Source organism: Paenibacillus sp. EB106-06-01-XG199 (assembly GCF_058791575.1).
The window spans coordinates 1-18,396 of record NZ_JBYTDQ010000001.1 but is presented as its reverse complement, the minus strand read 5'-3'; the positions used below and the strand labels follow the sequence as shown (position 1 = coordinate 18,396).

At 47.6% G+C, this 18,396-nt stretch carries 23 protein-coding genes; 4 read left to right on the top strand and 19 right to left on the bottom strand.

All coding sequences use genetic code 11. The features are described 5' to 3' along the window. The first annotated feature begins 193 nt into the window (after nucleotides 1-193). Nucleotides 194-550, top strand: coding sequence for a MarR family transcriptional regulator (locus AC3WT9_RS00115; RefSeq protein ID WP_341094195.1), 357 nt, complete (start codon nucleotides 194-196; stop codon nucleotides 548-550). Between the two features lie 19 nt (nucleotides 551-569). Then, nucleotides 570-1,019 carry a pyridoxamine 5'-phosphate oxidase family protein gene (locus tag AC3WT9_RS00110; protein ID WP_341094196.1) on the top strand — a complete coding sequence of 150 codons (450 nt, stop codon included), beginning with the start codon at nucleotides 570-572 and terminating at the stop codon, nucleotides 1,017-1,019. 176 nt (nucleotides 1,020-1,195) lie between these two features. Here the strand turns inward: AC3WT9_RS00110 and AC3WT9_RS00105 are convergent, their stop codons facing one another. The 6 genes from AC3WT9_RS00105 to AC3WT9_RS00080 form a co-directional block, all read right to left on the bottom strand. Continuing rightward, nucleotides 1,196-2,008, bottom strand: a complete 813-nt coding sequence (locus AC3WT9_RS00105; protein ID WP_341094197.1) for an ABC transporter permease — start codon at nucleotides 2,006-2,008, stop codon at nucleotides 1,196-1,198. After that, the gene (locus AC3WT9_RS00100) at nucleotides 1,992-3,029 is read right to left on the bottom strand and encodes an ATP-binding cassette domain-containing protein (RefSeq protein WP_341094198.1); all 1,038 of its coding nucleotides are present in this window, start codon (nucleotides 3,027-3,029) and stop codon (nucleotides 1,992-1,994) included. Before AC3WT9_RS00100 ends, AC3WT9_RS00105 begins: the two co-directional genes overlap by 17 nt. 230 nt (nucleotides 3,030-3,259) lie before the next feature. Beyond that, nucleotides 3,260-3,985: an AAA family ATPase gene (locus tag AC3WT9_RS00095; RefSeq protein WP_341094199.1), complete on the bottom strand. Its 726-nt coding sequence runs from the start codon at nucleotides 3,983-3,985 to the stop codon at nucleotides 3,260-3,262. 136 nt (nucleotides 3,986-4,121) lie between these two features. Beyond that, nucleotides 4,122-5,342, bottom strand: coding sequence for an MFS transporter (locus AC3WT9_RS00090; RefSeq protein WP_341094200.1), 1,221 nt, complete (start codon nucleotides 5,340-5,342; stop codon nucleotides 4,122-4,124). 234 nt (nucleotides 5,343-5,576) lie between these two features. Further along, nucleotides 5,577-5,864, bottom strand: a complete 288-nt coding sequence (locus AC3WT9_RS00085) for a DUF6809 family protein (RefSeq protein WP_341094201.1) — start codon at nucleotides 5,862-5,864, stop codon at nucleotides 5,577-5,579. 200 nt (nucleotides 5,865-6,064) lie between these two features. After that, on the bottom strand, nucleotides 6,065-6,457 hold the full coding sequence (locus tag AC3WT9_RS00080; protein ID WP_492407147.1) for an immunity protein Imm33 domain-containing protein: 393 nt from the start codon (nucleotides 6,455-6,457) through the stop codon (nucleotides 6,065-6,067). Between the two features lie 192 nt (nucleotides 6,458-6,649). Between AC3WT9_RS00080 and AC3WT9_RS00075 the strand changes: the two genes are divergently transcribed. Beyond that, on the top strand, nucleotides 6,650-6,925 hold the full coding sequence (locus AC3WT9_RS00075; RefSeq protein ID WP_342480142.1) for a hypothetical protein: 276 nt from the start codon (nucleotides 6,650-6,652) through the stop codon (nucleotides 6,923-6,925). Nucleotides 6,926-7,012: 87 nt separating this feature from the next. On the opposite strand, the gene rbsB is transcribed toward AC3WT9_RS00075, so the two are convergent. From rbsB to AC3WT9_RS00035, 8 genes are all read right to left on the bottom strand, one after another. After that, on the bottom strand, nucleotides 7,013-7,930 hold the full coding sequence (rbsB, locus tag AC3WT9_RS00070) for a ribose ABC transporter substrate-binding protein RbsB (protein ID WP_341094204.1): 918 nt from the start codon (nucleotides 7,928-7,930) through the stop codon (nucleotides 7,013-7,015). A gap of 15 nt (nucleotides 7,931-7,945) precedes the next feature. Then, nucleotides 7,946-8,914, bottom strand: coding sequence for a ribose ABC transporter permease RbsC (rbsC, locus tag AC3WT9_RS00065; RefSeq protein WP_038593920.1), 969 nt, complete (start codon nucleotides 8,912-8,914; stop codon nucleotides 7,946-7,948). A gap of 1 nt (nucleotide 8,915) precedes the next feature. Further along, nucleotides 8,916-10,397, bottom strand: a complete 1,482-nt coding sequence (locus AC3WT9_RS00060; RefSeq protein ID WP_341094205.1) for a sugar ABC transporter ATP-binding protein — start codon at nucleotides 10,395-10,397, stop codon at nucleotides 8,916-8,918. Nucleotides 10,398-10,418: 21 nt separating this feature from the next. Further along, a complete protein-coding gene (gene rbsD, locus AC3WT9_RS00055; RefSeq protein ID WP_341094206.1) occupies nucleotides 10,419-10,814 on the bottom strand; it encodes a D-ribose pyranase in 396 nt (131 codons plus the stop codon). Between the two features lie 2 nt (nucleotides 10,815-10,816). Further along, on the bottom strand, nucleotides 10,817-11,695 hold the full coding sequence (gene rbsK, locus AC3WT9_RS00050; protein ID WP_341379038.1) for a ribokinase: 879 nt from the start codon (nucleotides 11,693-11,695) through the stop codon (nucleotides 10,817-10,819). Between the two features lie 5 nt (nucleotides 11,696-11,700). After that, nucleotides 11,701-12,699, bottom strand: coding sequence for a LacI family DNA-binding transcriptional regulator (locus AC3WT9_RS00045; RefSeq protein ID WP_341379039.1), 999 nt, complete (start codon nucleotides 12,697-12,699; stop codon nucleotides 11,701-11,703). Between the two features lie 177 nt (nucleotides 12,700-12,876). After that, a complete protein-coding gene (locus AC3WT9_RS00040) occupies nucleotides 12,877-13,866 on the bottom strand; it encodes a hypothetical protein (RefSeq protein ID WP_341379040.1) in 990 nt (329 codons plus the stop codon). Nucleotides 13,867-14,005: 139 nt separating this feature from the next. Then, nucleotides 14,006-14,584, bottom strand: a complete 579-nt coding sequence (locus tag AC3WT9_RS00035) for an NAD(P)H oxidoreductase (protein WP_341097715.1) — start codon at nucleotides 14,582-14,584, stop codon at nucleotides 14,006-14,008. Between the two features lie 240 nt (nucleotides 14,585-14,824). On the opposite strand from AC3WT9_RS00035, the gene AC3WT9_RS00030 reads away from it, so the two are divergent. After that, nucleotides 14,825-15,214, top strand: coding sequence for a winged helix-turn-helix transcriptional regulator (locus AC3WT9_RS00030; RefSeq protein ID WP_438490841.1), 390 nt, complete (start codon nucleotides 14,825-14,827; stop codon nucleotides 15,212-15,214). A gap of 291 nt (nucleotides 15,215-15,505) precedes the next feature. Here AC3WT9_RS00030 and AC3WT9_RS00025 read toward each other — a convergent pair whose 3' ends face one another. From AC3WT9_RS00025 to AC3WT9_RS00005, 5 genes are all read right to left on the bottom strand, one after another. Continuing rightward, a complete protein-coding gene (locus AC3WT9_RS00025) occupies nucleotides 15,506-15,955 on the bottom strand; it encodes a hypothetical protein (protein WP_341094212.1) in 450 nt (149 codons plus the stop codon). Beyond that, nucleotides 15,952-16,332, bottom strand: a complete 381-nt coding sequence (locus tag AC3WT9_RS00020) for a hypothetical protein (RefSeq protein ID WP_341094213.1) — start codon at nucleotides 16,330-16,332, stop codon at nucleotides 15,952-15,954. Before AC3WT9_RS00020 ends, AC3WT9_RS00025 begins: the two co-directional genes overlap by 4 nt. 259 nt (nucleotides 16,333-16,591) lie before the next feature. Next, a complete protein-coding gene (locus tag AC3WT9_RS00015) occupies nucleotides 16,592-16,831 on the bottom strand; it encodes a hypothetical protein (protein ID WP_341379042.1) in 240 nt (79 codons plus the stop codon). A gap of 502 nt (nucleotides 16,832-17,333) precedes the next feature. Continuing rightward, complete coding sequence (locus AC3WT9_RS00010) at nucleotides 17,334-17,780, bottom strand: hypothetical protein (protein WP_341094216.1); 447 nt, start codon at nucleotides 17,778-17,780, stop codon at nucleotides 17,334-17,336. Beyond that, nucleotides 17,764-18,237, bottom strand: coding sequence for a MerR family transcriptional regulator (locus tag AC3WT9_RS00005; protein ID WP_341379045.1), 474 nt, complete (start codon nucleotides 18,235-18,237; stop codon nucleotides 17,764-17,766). Before AC3WT9_RS00005 ends, AC3WT9_RS00010 begins: the two co-directional genes overlap by 17 nt. Nucleotides 18,238-18,396: the final 159 nt, after the last annotated feature.

Genomic DNA, 18,396 nt, shown 5'->3' with positions numbered 1-18,396 from the left:
TGTATCCCTCCAAGTGAAACGTATTCTATCATATTATCAAATGGAAAAATATGAAGATCAAGTGTGATAAAAAGCGCAGATAACATTCCTATATAGGAATATCCTGTACAGGAGGAAGGTGGTCCACACGAAAACATCAGGTGGTTTCTTAATCTCTCAGATCAAACAGCTCCAAGGCAGAGTTTTTGAAAAAATGTTAAAAGAAAGCGGTGTGGACGCGTTTAACGGGGCACAAGGAAGGATTTTGTATGTGCTGTGGGAACACGAGAGGCTTACGATTTCCGAGATTGGCCGGCTTACCTCGCTTGCAAATACTTCTTTGACCAGCATGCTTGACAGAATGGAAGAAGGGGGGCTTATTGTTCGAATTCCAGACAACCATAACCGCAGGCAAACTTTCATAACGATTACTGAACAGGCCAAAGCATACCGTGAGGCTTACGATCTCGTATCTGAACAAATGAATACTTTGTTCTATCAGGGATTCACAGAATCGGAGGTTACTGCATTCGAGAAAATGCTGAGCAGAATTGTTGATAATTTGAATTGATGAATTGGAGGAACCCGAAATGGAGCAGCAAACTAAAGACGCTATCCTCAAATTAATTGAAAATAGCCGTGATGCCATTGCATGTTCAATTGACAGTGACGGATTTCCAAACGCCAAAAATATGTTCAAGATCAAACATGAAGGCCTAAAGACCTTCTGGTTCTCGACAAACACGTCTGCAATCCGCACCAGCCAATGGATGAACAACTCCAAATCTTGCATTTATTTTCTCGACGCCGAGGACTTTCACGGATTGATGCTTACAGGGCATATGAAGGTATTCCTTGATGATGAAACGAAGCAGAACTTCTGGAAAGAAGGCGACGAACAATATTATCCGCTTGGTCCAACTGATCCGGATTATTGCATGCTGTGTTTTACGGCAGAGAAAGGGAACTATTATCATGGGCTGCAGAAGCATTTGTTCAGCGTAGAGGAATTGCAGGAATATTATCGTCATGCCTTATAAGCCGTGCCCGGTACGAAAGTTACGTAATTTTTCCGTATCGGGCAACTATATAGATTGAACTTATAATTCTTCTATTTCGGGATTGGCCGTGACTACAGAGAATATTTGGACTTCCGGCCGCTGTTAGGTTTGGATTTCCTGAATTTAACCGCGATTTGCGGTAGAAATCCAAACAGTTACGTACGACGCATATATGCACGCACGGTGATGGGAGCGAAGATCGCTACGATTACAGCCGCTCCGACAAGGGAGAAGACAAGATCTGTGCCCATCGTCCCCGAGTTGACCAGCTCCCGGACGGCTGTCACCAGATGCGAAATCGGGTTAATATTCACGAACCACTGGAGCCAGTCCGGCATGGTATTGACCGGCACAAAAGCATTGGAAAGAAAGGTGAGCGGGAACAGCACAATCATGGATATCCCCTGCACACTGGAAGCCGTGCGCGCTATTACGCCGAAGAAGGCAAAAATCCAGCTGATCGCCCAGGAACATCCGATCACGAGGAGCGCTGCGATGGCTACATGCCCGATCCCGCCTTCGGGACGAAAGCCCAGAAGATATCCCATGACAAAAGTAAGCACAGTCGCTATGGTGTACCGGACGGTGTCGGCAAGCAATGCTCCTGCGAGCGGGGCAATCCGCGAGATCGGCAGTGATTTGAACCGGTCAAACACACCCTTTTCCATATCCTCCCGAAGCTGAACGCCTGTAACTATGGAAGTCGTAATAACGGTCTGTACGAGAATACCGGGGATGATGACCGGCAAATAATTATGCACATCTCCGGAGATCGCACCACCAAAGATATAAGTAAACATCAGCGTGAAAATGATTGGCTGAAACGTGACATCAAACAACTGCTCGGGTGTGCGCTTGATTTTCAGCAACCCCCGATAGGCCATTGTGAGTGAATTGCGTACCGATTGGCTAAAGCTCGAATGATTTTTCAGCTGGCGTTCGGCACCCGGTTTAATGATTGTACTCATACTGTTGTTCCTCCACTTTGTTCAATTTGCCGGACGCCTGAACCGCGTCCTCCTGTACACCATGGCCCGTGAGCGTCAGAAATACCTCATCCAGCGTTGGTTTCTGCACACTTAATTCGGCTAGCGGGATACCTGCTTCGCGCAGCGCGATCAACAGATCGGTGACCCGGTCGGCGTTGCCCATAGGTGCAGTGATTTTCGCCACTTCCATCGAAAGACTGGACGGTACCTGAAGCACCTGTTGCACAAGCCGGCGGGCATTCGTGAGATCTTGCGGATTCTGAACCTTTAAATGCAGCGACGAACTTCCGACAGAGGATTTCAGTTCATCTACAGTGCCCTCGGCAACCACACGGCCATGATCGATAACCGCGATCCGGTCGGCCAGTTGATCAGCCTCTTCAAGGTATTGCGTGGTTAGCAATACAGTTGAACCCGACTTCACCAGCCGCCGGATCGTGTCCCACATTTGGTTGCGCGTACGCGGGTCCAAACCGGTCGTGGGTTCATCCAGGAAAATGAGCGGTGGCTGCGCAATCAGACTCGCGGCCAAATCCAGCCTCCGGCGCATCCCGCCGGAGAAATTTTTGAGCGGGCGTTTCGCCGCTTCGGTGAGTCCGAATTCCTCCAGCAACTCTGCTGCCTTATGACGCGCCTCGGCACGTCCCAGTCCGAGCAAGCGGGAGAATATCACCAAATTCTCTGTCGCACTGAGCGACTCATCGACTGAAGCGTACTGGCCGGTCACCCCGATCAGCTGACGCACAATCTGCGGTTCCTTTACAACATCATGTCCGAAGATCCGCGCCGAACCTGCATCCGGTCTTAGTAAGGTCGCCAGCATTCGGATGGCTGTGGTCTTCCCCGCTCCATTCGGACCCAGCACACCGTAGATCGAACCGGTCCCCACTTTCAGATCCACACCGTCCACCGCCCGGTTATCTCCAAAGACTTTGACAAGCCCCTGCGCTTCAATGGCCCAATCTCCGTGGTGTGGTGCTTTTTTCGTTAATTGATTCATTTGCAATTCCTCCTAAACAACTGAATATATAAGGATGGTAAGCTCCTTATTTAAACTGAATATAAACCTGCTATGTATTTCCTCGGTGCTGCTTTATTATAATCCCGCACCTGCTAGGATCTTAACGGTCTGTGAGATGATTTAAATCTCGGCCTCGGGATGGATAAACCAAAAAAGCCGATCCTCTCGGACCGGCCCATAATCACTTCTTTTTCAAGGAAGTTTCAACCCTAGTCAGTTTCATCCGAATCGCTGAACAGCTCACGCAGTACACTCTTTCTATTTTCGAGAAAGCGTCTTGTGATCATGTAATGCATCGTCTCTTCATAACGAATTTCCCCAACCGGATCTTCATCGAAATTCAATATCTGGGCATCCGGATAACCGAGAAGAATCGGCGAATGTGTAGCTATGATGAACTGGGCTTCATGTTCCAGATCCTTAATAATACGGAGTAAGGCCAATTGCCGTGCTGGCGAAAGAGCCGCCTCCGGTTCGTCGAGTAAATAGATCGCCTTTTTGCCGAAACGATGATTAAAGAGTGCCAGAAACGCCTCACCATGGGATTGCTCGTGCAAGGATCGCCCACCATAATACTGTAAGCTCTGAGGCATAGTATCCAGATGAGAGGCAAAGTGATAAAAGGTCTCTGCCCTAAGAAAAAAGCCGTTTGTAACTTTGGGCAGCCATGATAAGCGAATATGATCTCCCAGAGCAGAGTGGGAAGCATCCACCTCGTAAAGGTTGTTCTTGCTGCCTCCAGCCGTATTAAACCCGCATTGATAGGCCATGGCCTCCAGAAGGGTTGATTTGCCCGATCCGTTCTCTCCCACAAAGAAGGCAACGTTTGATTTGAATTCGATGGTGCTGAGGTTCTTTAAAGCTGTAATGGAAAACGGATAACGGCTATGGTCCATTTCATGTTTCCTCAGAATTTCAAGACTGCGCAAGAACAAGGTACCCTCTCCCCACCATTTTTCTGCAATTGTTCCATCGTTGTACTTACCATACACCTGCGGAGAATGTTTGATCTTCCGGCCGCTGTAGTCGTAAGAATTTCTTGACTTCGTTCCGCTGTTCGCGGCTAAACGTCTATTCAGTCTCTGTGCGCTGCCGGGACGCCAGCCGCCGAAACTGAATGAAGATAAACAGAGCAGTCAGCATCACAACGATTCCTGAACCGAGGAACCATAGCTGCACGCCGTATTCATCCACCACGGGTCCTGCCACCAGAAGTCCAATCGGTGAAGACAGCATCATAATACTGGTCACGAGTGAAATGACGCGTCCCAGCATCTCCGGCTCGAATGAACGCTGAATCATCGCCATGAAGGGACCATTGAAGAAGGGTGCGGCACTGCCCATGAAGAACGAGAGAACCGCAAAGATCACAAAAGCATCCGGACCAATCAAGCCGCTGATTACACAGGTCAGGCCGATGACCAGCAGACCCAGGCTCATATAGCTAATATCACTCCACTTGGATGAGAACACCGACAGAAGCAATCCTCCCAAAATCATCCCGATGCTGAACACCGCTTCCACCAGGCTGGCACTATAGCCCCCACGGCCAAAATGAGACAACGTCATATAAGGAAATAAAGTCGCCAGCGGCATAAACGCGATACTGAACACTGCTGTAGCCCCTGTAATCAACACAATAGGTTTTGCTTGAATGAGTGCGCTCCAGCCCAGCCGGAATTCATGGATAAAGGAGGGTGAAACTGTTATCTGCGCTTTGGGCTGATGAATCTTCACCAGGAACAGCATTAGATTCGCAATCAGCGCCCCGGCCACATCCAGGAGCAATACCGCCCCAAGCGAAGTCGCCGAATATACTGCTATCCCAAGCGCTGGACCCATTACATTCGAGAAAGAGAAGACCATCTGCTGCCAACCCGCGACTCTTGTCAGCTCCTCTTCCGGTGCAATCAACGGAACGGCCGCCTGGAACGCCGGGGCATGAAAGGCCGAAGCTGCCGAACGCAAGCTCAGAATGACATAGACGATTCCGAGTCCCGGCTCCCCCAAAATGAAATAGAACCCTAAGATCAGACTGAAGAGCGCAATTGCGCTATCCGCAATAATCATCGTTAATTTACGGTTCCAGCGGTCCAGCCAGACCCCTACGAAGGGACCCAGGACAGCTTGCGGCAAGAATGCAGCCAATCCGGCAATCATCAAAACTGCGGCTGAACCTGTCGATTCCGTCAAATGCCAGATCACTGCGAATTGAACCATCGAACTCGTGAGTATAGAGAATATCTGTCCACTAAAAATAAGCGCGAATGTTTTTTTCCATTGTTTTTGCATAAGGTCATCTCCTTTGATTGAAAACTCAAATAAACTCATTCCATTAGCATAGGTACACTGAAACAGGCGCATAACAAATAAACTCATTCCCTTGTCTCAAAAAATGGGCGAGTTCACCAGTCTTGCACCTCCAATTACCGTAAACGTATGGAATGGGTCATAAGGAGCACCTCCTGAAAAATTAGGTTTATTATAACATCGCCTATCCTCCATGAGCCAGTTTCAATTGTTCTTTTACGAAGAATTTGATCTATCCCCACCACCCAACACCTCAAGCATCATCAAGACACCCAGCCGGAAACCTTGCGTGTATGCCGCAGCAGCATAAATGGATGTAGTTTGACCCAGCAAATCTATTAATTCCTCCAAAGCATCGAATTCTTCCATCGTGAGTTTCTTTTGATAGGCTTCTATTGATGCAGTAATTTTCCGGTTCAAATCACGGTATTCAGGACTTGTTGGGTGTATACATTCGTCAGGTCGGATGTTTCCATAGAATAGACTTTCCAATACACTGCTCATGATTTTCCTCCTATGAATTGCAGATGAAAAAGCCGAGAATAAAAGTTCTCAGCTGTATAGTACTTCATCTGACCATTGCACAATGCATTTTAGCGGTATAATCACTAAGTTATGCTACCAAAAAGAAACGGATGTCGTAATTAACCAAAGACGAGATCCGTTTCCGCGAGAAATATAAGGTTGAAGTATAAATACTGTCCTTATAGGGCTACTCTCCGTTTCACCTGTTCCTCAACCCTTTCCCCAATCCTTAACCTCCACCCATCCCCCATCCTTACTCCCCCGTTCGAACGCCGTACCCACCTCGCGTTGAAATGGCTCGAGCAGACTAGAATCCAGATCCAGAATAGGGTACACACGCATGAGCTGTGCATTGTTGGGATTGTCAGATATTCGTTATCTTCATCTCCGGCAAAAAGCCGCCAGCCGCTGTCCTCTTCCCGGGTTGCAGGCGTCCGGTACATCCAGCGGACGAAGTTTCCGGGCTGCAGGCATTTTTTGGAGACAAAAGCTATCTTCTCACCCACCTCCACCCACAACGGGTCCCCTTTGCGGAGTACGGTCTGGGCAATATGTCTGGGTTCAAATTCCACGACATCACCCGCTTGACGCCCTTCTCTCTTGTTCCGGGGGAATAAAGAAGGATTCCGAGTATAATCGGCTCGTGTCTTCCACATCTTCTAGGGTCCATTCCATTCAGCATTCCTCCTGAGGTACAATTTTCAGGGTTGCCTTTGTCATATGGTATAATTAGCCAAATAAATGCTATTACGGAGGTAATGAATATGAAAAAAAACATTTCAGTTGCATTGATTCTCGCAATTTCACTTCTCTTTTTGTCAGCTTGTGCAAAAAATAGCCCCACTAAATATGTAGATGCAAATGGAAAAGAGTATACATATAGTCTTGAGTTAAGTGGCACAATGCCAAATGCTGAAAAGTCGAGTAAATGGGTTGTTTACACGAATGATGCTGATTTGACATTTGATGAGGCAGCAAAAAGTATATTGAGTTCTAATTCAAATGACTGGATTGATATGCATATTGTTTCAATGGAATAATATAGGCCTAAAAAAGCCCGGTGATGCAGGAGTTCCTGAATCACGCGGGCTTTGCATGGGTTGAGGCAGATCAAGCCTTGTCTTCTATTACTCTTTCACGACCAGCTTCAACGGTGCGGGAATCATCGGCTTTACAGTTTGCCCGTCCAGCACATCCTTTGCAGCTTGAACGGCCAACTGGCCGATTAATTCGGGCTGCTGGGCGATGGTTCCGGTCAGTTTGCCCGCCTCGATGGAATCAAGCGCGTCTTTGTTGCCGTCGAACCCGATTACGGGGATGTTTTTACCCGAGCTCTGGATTGCTTCAATCGCCCCTAGCGCCATCTCGTCATTGTGTGCGAAGACTGCCTGCACGCCAGGATTTCCTTCGATCAGGTTCTCCATGACCGTCAATCCTTTGGTGCGGTCGAAATCGGCGGTTTGCTTTGCCATGACCTCAAGCTGGGTATCCGCGATTTCATGGAATCCCTTACCCCGTTCACGTGTAGCTGATGCGCCCGGTGATCCTTCCAGCTCGATGACCTTCGCACCCTTACCCAGCTTCTGGACGATATATTCAGCCGCCATGGAACCGCCTTTGATGTTGTCCGAAGCGACCAGCGCTTTGACATCTCCTTTATCCGCCGAGCGGTCCAGTGTAATGACGGGGATATCCAGACTGTTCGCCGACTGGACCGCCGTCGAGATTGCCGATGAATCCACAGGGTTGATCAACAACGCGTCTACCCCTTTTTGTATCAGATCCTCCACATCATTGTTCTGCTTGGCAGAGTCATTCTGCGCGTCGATAACCAGGATCTCCACCCCTTGCTTATTCGCCTCCGCTGTCACGCCGTCTTTGAGGGCCACGAAGAAGGGATTGTTCAGGGTTGAGAGGGATAAGCCGATTTTCAAATTTTGCCCGTTGCCTTCATTATTGGGCTTGGCCCATTCCGGGGGCTCCAGGGAGCAGCCGGTCATTAGCAGCAGCAGTATGGACGTCAGGACTAAAGTGATTTTTTTCATAATAGAATCCCCCTTTTATGCGGCTTTCTTGCGGTCAATCAGTACGGCTATCGCAATGACAATCCCTTTGACCACCATTTGGTAGAAAGAAGAAACGCCCAGCAGATTCAGCCCGTTGTTCAGAATTCCGATAATGAGTGCACCGATTAAGGTACCCACAATACGTCCGCGGCCCCCGGTCAAGCTGGTGCCTCCCAGTACAACGGCCGCGATAGCATCCAGCTCATAGGAGGTTCCCGCCGTTGGCTGGGCCGAATTCAACCTGGAAGTCAGAATGGCCCCGGCCAATGCCGACAGCATACCTACCAGTGAATAAATCATAATTTTGATGCGGTCTACCTTAATCCCGGAAATTATTGAAGCTTTCTCATTGCCGCCGATGGCATAGGTCTTGCGGCCGAACGGCGTTTTGTGCAGTACAACCCACAGCAGAGCGAACACGATAATCATCGTCACAGCGGGAACGGGAATCCCTAAGAAGTACCCGCGGCCAAACAATTGGAACGTCATGCTGTCTCCAAGGCCCGTAATCGGGTTGCCGTCCGTATAGACTAGCGTTAATCCCCGGAAGATCGTCATAGTCGCCAAGGTAGCGATGAACGGTGCCATTTTACCCTTGGTAATCATTAGGCCGTTGACCATCCCGATCACTCCACCCAATACACAGCCGCCGATAATCGCCAGTATGGGATTCCAGCCCGCCAACAGCAAGTTGGCCATGAAGGCACTGGAGAGCGCGAGAACGGAACCCACCGATAAGTCAATTCCGCCTGTCAGAATGACAAAGGTCATGCCAAAGGCAATCAGCGCGTTGATCGCAACCTGCCGGAGCAAATTCAGAATATTAAGCGGCTCCAGAAAGCTTGGGTTCAGCATAGACACGATGAGAACAAGAATAAATAACCCCAACAGCGGACCCAACTTCTGTGTAATCTGCCCCACCCGCAAACTCTTCTTTTCTTTGCCATCCGTAATTGTTGTCATCTCATTGCCCCCCTGTGGCTAATGTCATAATACTTTCCTGCGTAGCTTCCTGCCGGGAGAGTTCTCCGCCGATCTTCCCTTCATGGACCACTATTATGCGGTCACTCATCCCCAGAATCTCTGGCAGTTCAGAGGAGACCATAAGGATCGCAACGCCGCGTTCGGTTAACTCGTTCATGAGCTGATAGATTTCGCGCTTCGCTCCCACGTCGACGCCGCGTGTGGGTTCATCCAGAATCAGCACGCTGAGGCCGATACCAATCCATTTGGCGATGACCACTTTCTGCTGATTGCCTCCTGAGAGCTGACGCGCCAGTGTAGATGAGGACTCTGTCTTGATCTGAAGACGCTGAATGAGCAGGTCCGCGAAATCTTTTTCCTTCTTGTCTATGATTACACCCTTAGGGGCGAAGCTGGATAAATTCGTTACTGCCATATTGTCCCGAATGGAAAAATCAAGAATCAAGCCCTCATCCTTCCGGTCCTCCGTAACGAAGCCGATACCCGCTTGCATCGCATCATGGGGATTGCGGATTGCCACTTGCTTTCCCCGAATCTTCACCTCACCGCTGTCTAGAGTGTCCAGTCCGAACAACGCTCTCATGATTTCCGTCCGGCCTGATCCCATCAATCCGGAGAATCCAATAATTTCACCGGCCCGCACCGAGAAGTTAACGTCTTTAAATTTCCCCGTTTTGCAAGCATTCTTCACTTCAAGCACCACTTCTCCCGGCTGGAAGACACGCTGAGGGAAACGGTCCGTTAATTGACGTCCGACCATTTTCCGAACTACATCGTCAAAATCCGTGTCTGGAATGGCTTGGGTATCTATGGTTTTCCCATCCCGCATGACGGTGATCCGGTCGCATATCGTAAAGATCTCCTCCATCCGGTGCGAAATATAGACGATGGAGACACCTTCTTTTTTGAGAGAGGCAATGACTTCGAATAATTTCTGAATTTCCCGTTCGGTCAGTGCAGCCGTGGGTTCGTCCATCACGATAACCTTGGCATGGGTCATGAGCGCCTTGGCAATCTCGATCATCTGTTTCTCCCCGACGGAACATTCCCCAGCCTCCTGGTTCAGTGGAATCGTCACGGAGAGCTTGCGGAACTGTTCATTTGCTAACGCTTTCATTTCTTTCATATTCAATAGTCCAAGTGAAGAGATTTTTTCCTTCCCGATAAACAGGTTTTCCAGAACCGTCATATCCGGCCATACATTCAGCTCCTGGTGGATAAAGGCGATCCCGCTTCGCTCTGCTTCTCTGGGGTTGGCAAAATAGGTTTCCCGCCCATCAATGTGAATCGTTCCCTGATCCCGCTGATGAAGACCAATCAGAATGTTCATCAGTGTGGATTTGCCGGCGCCATTCTCTCCCATCAGGGCATGAATCTCCCCATCCAGCAGCTCGAAATCTACCCCCGCAAGAACCGGGTTGGTGCCAAAGGACTTATAAATGTCTTTCATTGCAATGCGCATATCCCTCGAACCTCCTCCATATCAAAAATAGACGCCGGCTTGCAGGATGCAGTTCGCGTAAGGCTTCGCTTCGCCCGTGCGAACAATCACCTTGGCCTTCTGGGTCAACTGCTTGAATTGCTCATGGGTAAGCGCCTCTATCGGCGTTCCCCTGAATTTATCATTCACGTATTGCGAGGTTGCTTGATTATTCACGGCCAGTTCCTCGGCCACAATCACCTTTTCGATCACCATATCCTCCGCAATGACATCGACGACCTCTTGAAAGCCGGGGACGCCCAGTTTAAGCGCCAGGTCAATCTTGAGAACGCCCGCCGGAACCGGCAGTCCGATATCTGCAATGACAATCATGTCGGTATGGCCCAGGTCGGCCAGTATTTTGGAAATATGACTGTTCAATATTCCATGTTTCTTCATAATTAAAGACTCTCCTCGACTTCAGCTCTCATGGGCATGCCGCCTTGAGCGCCGAATTTTGTTACGGATAAAGACGCTGCACGATTCGCGAACTTCACGCTGTCCGGGATGGAGCTGCCTTCGGCCAGAGCCACGGCAAATGCGGCGTTGAACGTATCTCCTGCTCCAGTTGTATCTATAGCCTCCACTTGATAAGTGGGCACCAGCACCTCGCGCTCTCCATCGTAATACCGCACACCGCTGCTGCCCTCCGTTATGAACAGCTTGCCCGGAAACTTCCGTAAAGCTTCTGCTTTATCCACCCCGCTGAACAAAATGGAGCATTCATGTTCATTCGGCGTCAGAAAGGCAGCCTTTTCGATCACCGCTTCACTAAGCGGACGGGCAGGCGCTGGATTGAGCAGCAATGGCACATTGATTCTCTGGCAGAGGCTGCTAACATACGATACCGTTTCCTCCGGAATTTCCTGCTGCACTAGGACCATATCGGCGCTGCGGATGGCGTCCAGTGCCCGTTCGACCAGAGCAGGCGTGACGAAATCATTGGCGCCTTTGACCACGATAATGCTGTTGTCCCCCTCAGCTAAAACGATGTGGGCTGTTCCGCTCTCTGTATGTGTAACCGGTTCCACATTGGTGGTAATAACGCCATTTCTTTTAAAATTGTCCATGATCGCTTTGCCGTAAAAATCGTCCCCGATACAGCCGATCATCGTTACCTCAGCACCCAGCCGTGCGGCGGCAACCGCTTGGTTCGCACCCTTGCCTCCCGGAACGGTGGTGAAGCGGTCTCCTAGAACCGTTTCACCAACTTGAGGCCGTTTGGAAGCGGTTACCACCAAATCCATGGAACAGCTTCCAATTACACAAATCTTAGCCATATCTTTCACCCTTTCTTACTGGTTTCTATTCTGCTTCGGGTAGTTTCCCGCTCGATGAAGCTGACCGGCAACTGAATGTTCTTCTCTTCCACCTGATCCTGCTCAATGAGCTGAATCAATAATCGGGCGGCCTCGCTGCCCATGTCACGCGCAGGCTGGCGGATAGTTGATAAAGATGGCGACATCAGACTGCTGAGCGGAATATCGTCAAAGCCGATAATCTGAACATCCTCCGGCACGGTTTTGCCCAGCCGGTGGGCTTCATGAAGAACCGCCGTGGCCACAATATCATTACTGGCGATCACGCCGTCCGTATCCAAAAACCGCTCAAACAGCTCGGTCGCCCATTGCTCTGCTTCGGTATAGGAAAAGGATGATGTCCGGATCACATTGTAGCTGATCCCCATTTCTTCAAGCGCTTCGGCCGCGCCCTGAAACCGGTCCTGCGCCGGCTTGACATGGGCCGGTCCTTGGATAATGGTAATCCGGCTGCTGCCTCTTGCGACCATTTCCTGAGCGGCGAGACGTCCGCCCTTCCGGCCATCCGCGTAAACGGAAGGACTGTCATTGGAAGTACGGTCCAGGAAGACAACCGGAATATTCATTTCCAGATAAGCCCCGCTGTCGGGAAAATTCGTTGAAGATATCACACCTACGACATTATTCTGTACAAAAGTGCGGATATAATCCAGTTCCTTCTGTTCATTCTCGTCACTATTGCCAAAAATAATCCGGTACCCATTCTCTTGCATGTAATCTTCGATGCCCCGTGCCAGCTGTGGAAAAAAAGGGTTGGTAATATCCGGCAGCAGTAAACCGATTAACTTGGATTTGCGTTTGTATAAAGACCGGGCCACTTCATTGGGGGAATAATTGCTTTGCCGGATCGCCGCCTCTACCTTTTTGCGGGTATCGATGTTGACATAACCTGATTCATTGATTACCCGTGAAACCGTGGCCACCGAAACGCCGGCAATTTTGGCGACATCCTTAATTGTAATCATGGACTGCTCTCACTCCCTTGTGTGTAACCGGTTACATGTTTTACATTTACAGATTAGCATATCGCGATTTGATTTTCAAGTACCAAAAAAAGGAACTTGCACGAAGCAAGCCCCCTCATACTTAGTACCCCTGTGGAATACGGTCTGGGCGATAGGTCTGGGTTCAAATCCACAACATTACCCAGCCATGTTCGCAACGGCATACCGCAGCAGCTGCTCACGTGTATCTAGTGGAATATCCTGAGGCTCATCCACCAGAGCATGCGGGTTCACCTCTATCTCTTCTCCAGCTTCTGCCTTTAAACGGGCAATCTCTTTAATGGTATCTACAGGACTGGAGTGACTTCCCAGCAAATGAGAGGTTAACCGCTCCGTCAACTCTTGCGGATTCTCCATCTTAAAGCACAGCTTCCCTTCTGTCAGCCGGATCTGCGACTCATACTGATCTCTTTGATCGGTCACGGTCCATCCCGGCCAAGCTGTGCGAATCTGCTGCAACAGATTCCCCGCATCCGGGGCATACCAGATATCTATCGTTCGTGCCAGCAAATCCAGGTGAAAGCCTTGATCCGGTGTCTCTTTCGGCCATTCGTTTAAGTCCAATTCTGTGCTGCCTTCCGATTTATTAAGCAATTCTACCAGCGAAGGCCCCTGCAATAGATAATCCTCCAGCTCCGATTGTACTGGGTATAGTCGCAGTTCCCCATCCAGATAAACCACGCTTGCCACCGTTCGGACCCAGCCGTCCCTGGATTCAGGCACCAGCGATAATGGTGTAATGGTCCTACTCACTTCACTGATGAGTTCTTCCACCGGATAACCCACATAAGCTGCCATGTCCAATATCCCGGAAGAAGCCCATTCAATGGTCCATCCCGGCCATAAGGGCTGCATCATCTTCAATAGATGCCGGCGCAGCGGAATCTCATAATGCTCGTCCTCTCCGCCGTACCACAATAAATGCCGGTGATCCAAATCCACACATGCACAGCCTTCCGCCCATGCATTGTCCAGCCAACCCTCTGCAGGCTCCTGCTGTTCAATAAAAGCCACAGCCGCTTCCGGTCCCCAGAACAAATCACTTGGAAGAGTAATTGCGCACCAATGGCTGTAGTACAAAGAGTAATTACCTTCCCGAATAATCATTAGATTGGCCCGATGTCCCATACTCTACCTCCTAGTGAATTAATGCAGTTTCTCCGATCTCAACTGCCTCAGCGGTGTTAATTCTTTGTGCACTTTTTCGCTTGATATATTATTCGGCTTAACTACCTCTTTCCCCTCTGAGGTTAAACCGCCCTCCAGCTTAATGATCCTTGGCATAATTCAAACCTAAGCGGTAAGCATGGTTAAGCAGCATTTCGAAATGACCGGGATTTGAAGCCATGGTCTCATATAAGAATTCAACCTTGGAATTGGAAACACCGCAATAATCTGCAATTCCTACATTCAGCAGATGAGTAATCGTTTCATCATAGTTACGCTTTTTCATCTGTTCTTTCGAAACGCCAGCCAAACCTAGCCACAAGACATGCTGATGATGAAGGTGGTTCGAACCGTACGCAAACCCATTGTTCCATACACGGTCAATATACCCCTTTAGCATAGCCGGCAAATGCCACCACCAAAGAGGAAAAATAAATGCCAAAGCATCATGCTCCTTCATCCGTCTTATTTCCATTTCTACTTCAGGGGAAAAGGACTGTTCCGCAACTAACCAATCGGGTTCATCTGCTCCTTTTAAAACAGGGTCAAAACCAATCCCGTGCAAATCCAATATCTCGTAGTCGTGGCCAGCCTCGGCAAGACCTTGTACGAAACGACCAGCCACCTGAAAGGTCAAGGAATCTTTTCTCGGGTGTGAAACAACGATTAATACTTTCATGCTTGTATCTTCACTACCTTTCTTGAGCAGCTGACTTCTAGCCATGATCAATGGCTGATGCTATTATAAACAGTAGGAAAATAATCTGGAAGTACGCACTTTTAAGTTCTATAGGAAGATACAGGTGCCATAGGAACATGGAAGTACCTTAGGTGGATTCCCCAGAAACTGACCTGAGTAACGGGTTGAAGTGATTGGTTGTTCTCAGCAAACCTAGCCTTTTTAACGGAGGATTAAGAGATGACTGAACAGATGAAAAATAGCGTTCAAAAGAAGTATCAAGTTGGAGTGGAAGCGGCTTTAGAAGTAATGGGAGGAAAATGGAAGCCTTTAATTATCTACCATTTGATGACAGGACGGAAACGAACGTCTGAGCTTCGTCGGTTAATACCCGGCATTACTCAAAAAATGCTGACCACTCAGCTCAGAGGCCTGGAAAACGATAAGATCGTTACACGAAAGGTTTATAAGGAGATCCCCCCTAAAGTGGAGTATGAGTTAACGCACTACGGTTGGGGATTAAAACCCGCGCTAGACCATTTATGCTATTGGGGTGAGGATCACCTGGAAAAGATTCATGGAGACAAATCCAAGGTTTTGGAAGAATTCCAAGACTGCTGTATTGAGTGAATTCAAGTTACTACTTAGCCCCCAGTTCATGAGAAAAGAGTGACGTAGCCACTGCGGAGAGAGGAGGCCTCCGATCAATCTTTAATGTCGAACACTAACGTTTTTCCAGCCTCCCTCTCCCTCCGCCTCTGTTACGTTTGCCAGCCAACGTAAGTAGTAATGTTCATCCAGCTTATCGAGACATATTTTATTCCTACCCGCATTCTTCAGCAATTTGCGTAAAAAAGACCCTTTCCGGGAAGAGTCTCTGTCAGGTTGATTCATTAATCCCAATTATTAAAAACTATCTCTTTAAAGTACTTGTGGTTTCCAATATTTAATCTGCTTCAGTTCATCTTGGTTCAGGTTTTGAATCATCTCTTCATTAACTCTCATTTCAAGATCCTCAAGCCCTAATATGCGATAAATATCGCAGCGATCATTACTTTCAAATTGCTCTCTGCATCGAGAAAAGGTATTAATATAATATGTATTATCAATAAATTCAATATTTCCATTTCTATATTCGCTTGCAAATGCTACGAAAGGATATTGTTTGTTCATGATTATATACACCTTACCAGATGCCTTAGCCAGTTCTCCAATGTAGTAATTTGAAGTGTAAAAAATCTCTATAACATTAACTATATCCAACCCTAATTCTTCTGAAAATTGGTGACAGAAGACTTTAAATTCTTTCTCCGTAATTTTTGTTGTGGCTAAACTCTTGCCAAATCCCGTAATACCTTCCGGAAGGATCATACTTGATTCTCCAATTTGTCTTGTACTCGTTCAATAAAATTAAGCAACTCCGACTGCTCTCTTCGATCTGCTATCATCGAATCCATTACTTCTACCGTCACATCACGGCCTCCACTTAAATTCGTAAACAGCGAACCAATGGTATAAATCGGCCCCCACGGTATGCCCCACCATCCGAACAATACACTAATTAACGTGAATTTGAGCCCTGTGCCCACTGAACCCATTCTTGGTTCTATGTAATAGATTGACGAACTCTTCCGGAAGGTCATGAAGATGATGGATATACAATATGTATACACGACAAATTTCCCGCCTTGTCCAACCTCCTGCTCTAATGTATCCCAAGGGAGTCCCCCCAGGCCAATAATATTCATCTTACAATTCCCTCCATATGTATGTATAGTTGCAATATTCTTTTGCAGAGTGATTGTAGCATAGATTCCACAATTTGTAATCGAACAATGGTCATGTTCCTAACCAAAGAAATCCACGCCATTCCGGCATATTAACGGGATAACTAAACATGCCGATGAATACACGATCAGGTGATTTCTTCTATTACTTTTAAGCTTACGAAAAAGACCCTTCCGTTGAAGAGTCTAATTAGAATCGGATGTTCACAGTAAATTATCTTCATACACCATAATGTATAACATATTTCTGTTCAGCAATCGCCCTCCTTAATAATGTCATTAAATCTGTCAGTTCCATTGAGTGGAAGTAGGTTCTAATTAAAGTCAGGTCGCTCCACCAATCATTCAGGATATCATCATCAATTGCCACACAATGATATTTCATGGGTTCATAGCAGACAGCATAATCCTTATCTTTCTCAAAATCATCTATGATACCGAATTCCGCCACACAAGTCATAGGACTACCTCCTTTTCAAAGCTCCTTCATACTCAATTTCCGCCGTGTGCCACATTGGTTTAATTTGAAGAACCTGCCCGTCTGTATTCAATCCAATCCGAATGGGTTCCGTTGAATTTGTCAGCAAATCACTTGCTTTATAGTGGAAATCGTCAATCGATGCGAGTATTTTCTGCGCTTCCGGCAGTAGCTGTGAACCTTTTTCCGTAAGGACCATCCCTCTGGAGGTTCGGTAAAAAAGTACAAAACCCAGCTCGTTCTCCAATTGGACGGCGTGATTCGGATGAACTAAAAGTATTAGACTGGAGTCGTTGATTTAACGCGGTTTTTGAATTGAAGAATCGTCAGCTTTTGAAAAATAAGGTTTAGACTAATCCATTAAAAAAAGAAGCGACAGAACAAGACTTGAAAAATAAAGTCTTTGACTGCCGCTGTTGTCGTTCAACTAACGTTTCCCGTTAGCGTATTGCAAATCACTGGCAGTGAAACGCAGTTTAGTTCTTCAAACCTTCCTACTGGTTTGTGGCGATTGACCTCCGAACTCTTTTTTCTTCATTCTTATGCCCAATATGATGAAAGCGACATAGATTAGGATGGCAATAGAATCGATTAACGTATCCGTAAGTGCAGAAACATCATAAAATGCCGTTACGCCGAGAATAACCATCAGACGAACGAGCAGAAGTGACGCGATCGTCCATGCAGCAGGCCGGATCTTCGATCGCTCGCTTTGAAATGACAGGATAATAAATACAATACCAAAGACCAGATTCTCTGCGGTGATAATGTGCCAGACATACCTAAATATTATCCGTGTATCCATGGCTATATCATTCACAAAGAGCGTCGGCAGTACAGCGGATTGCCCGTTCCAAGCGTGCGTAACGGCAAACAGTATCGCAAGAACGCCAGCAATCAGATAATAATAATTCTTAATTTTGATGTCCATCACAATCCTCCTTAGTTATTCCAGGATCCTTCTTGTGAAGATCCCGGTAAATCTCCCGAACGAACTCTGCTAGCCGCTGGTCACTTTCATGATTAAAGCCCCTTAGCGTTTCAACTGCTACGTCGAACAACTGACTGACCTTTTCAAGATGTGCAATTTTCTTGCGTGTTTCTGCTTTTTTGGCATCAAGGAATTCAGCGACCTCCTGGTAATAAGCAGAATCTACACTCTGCATTCTGTGGAACTGAAACTTCCCCTTGATTTCTTCTAGAGAAAAGTCCGCATACTGCATGATTTGAATATTCATCAAATCGACGAGGTCATCCTTCGAATACCTACGGTAAGAATTGTGTTCCCGGGACGGCGTTACGATTCCAATACGGTCATAGTACCGAAGCGTATCCTTCGGAATACCAAGTTTCCGTGAAACCTCTTTTATAGAATATTGTTTTTCCATACATTCACAATAACATTGGAGTGAACTCCAATGTCAATTCTGTTTTATTTTTTCTTTCACGCGGTATTCAAGCAATCCTTACAACTATCCTGCCCATCCCTCGGTTTTAAGGGTTTATCTCACATATACTCACTCATTCGTAGGATTTCGTCGCCTCGG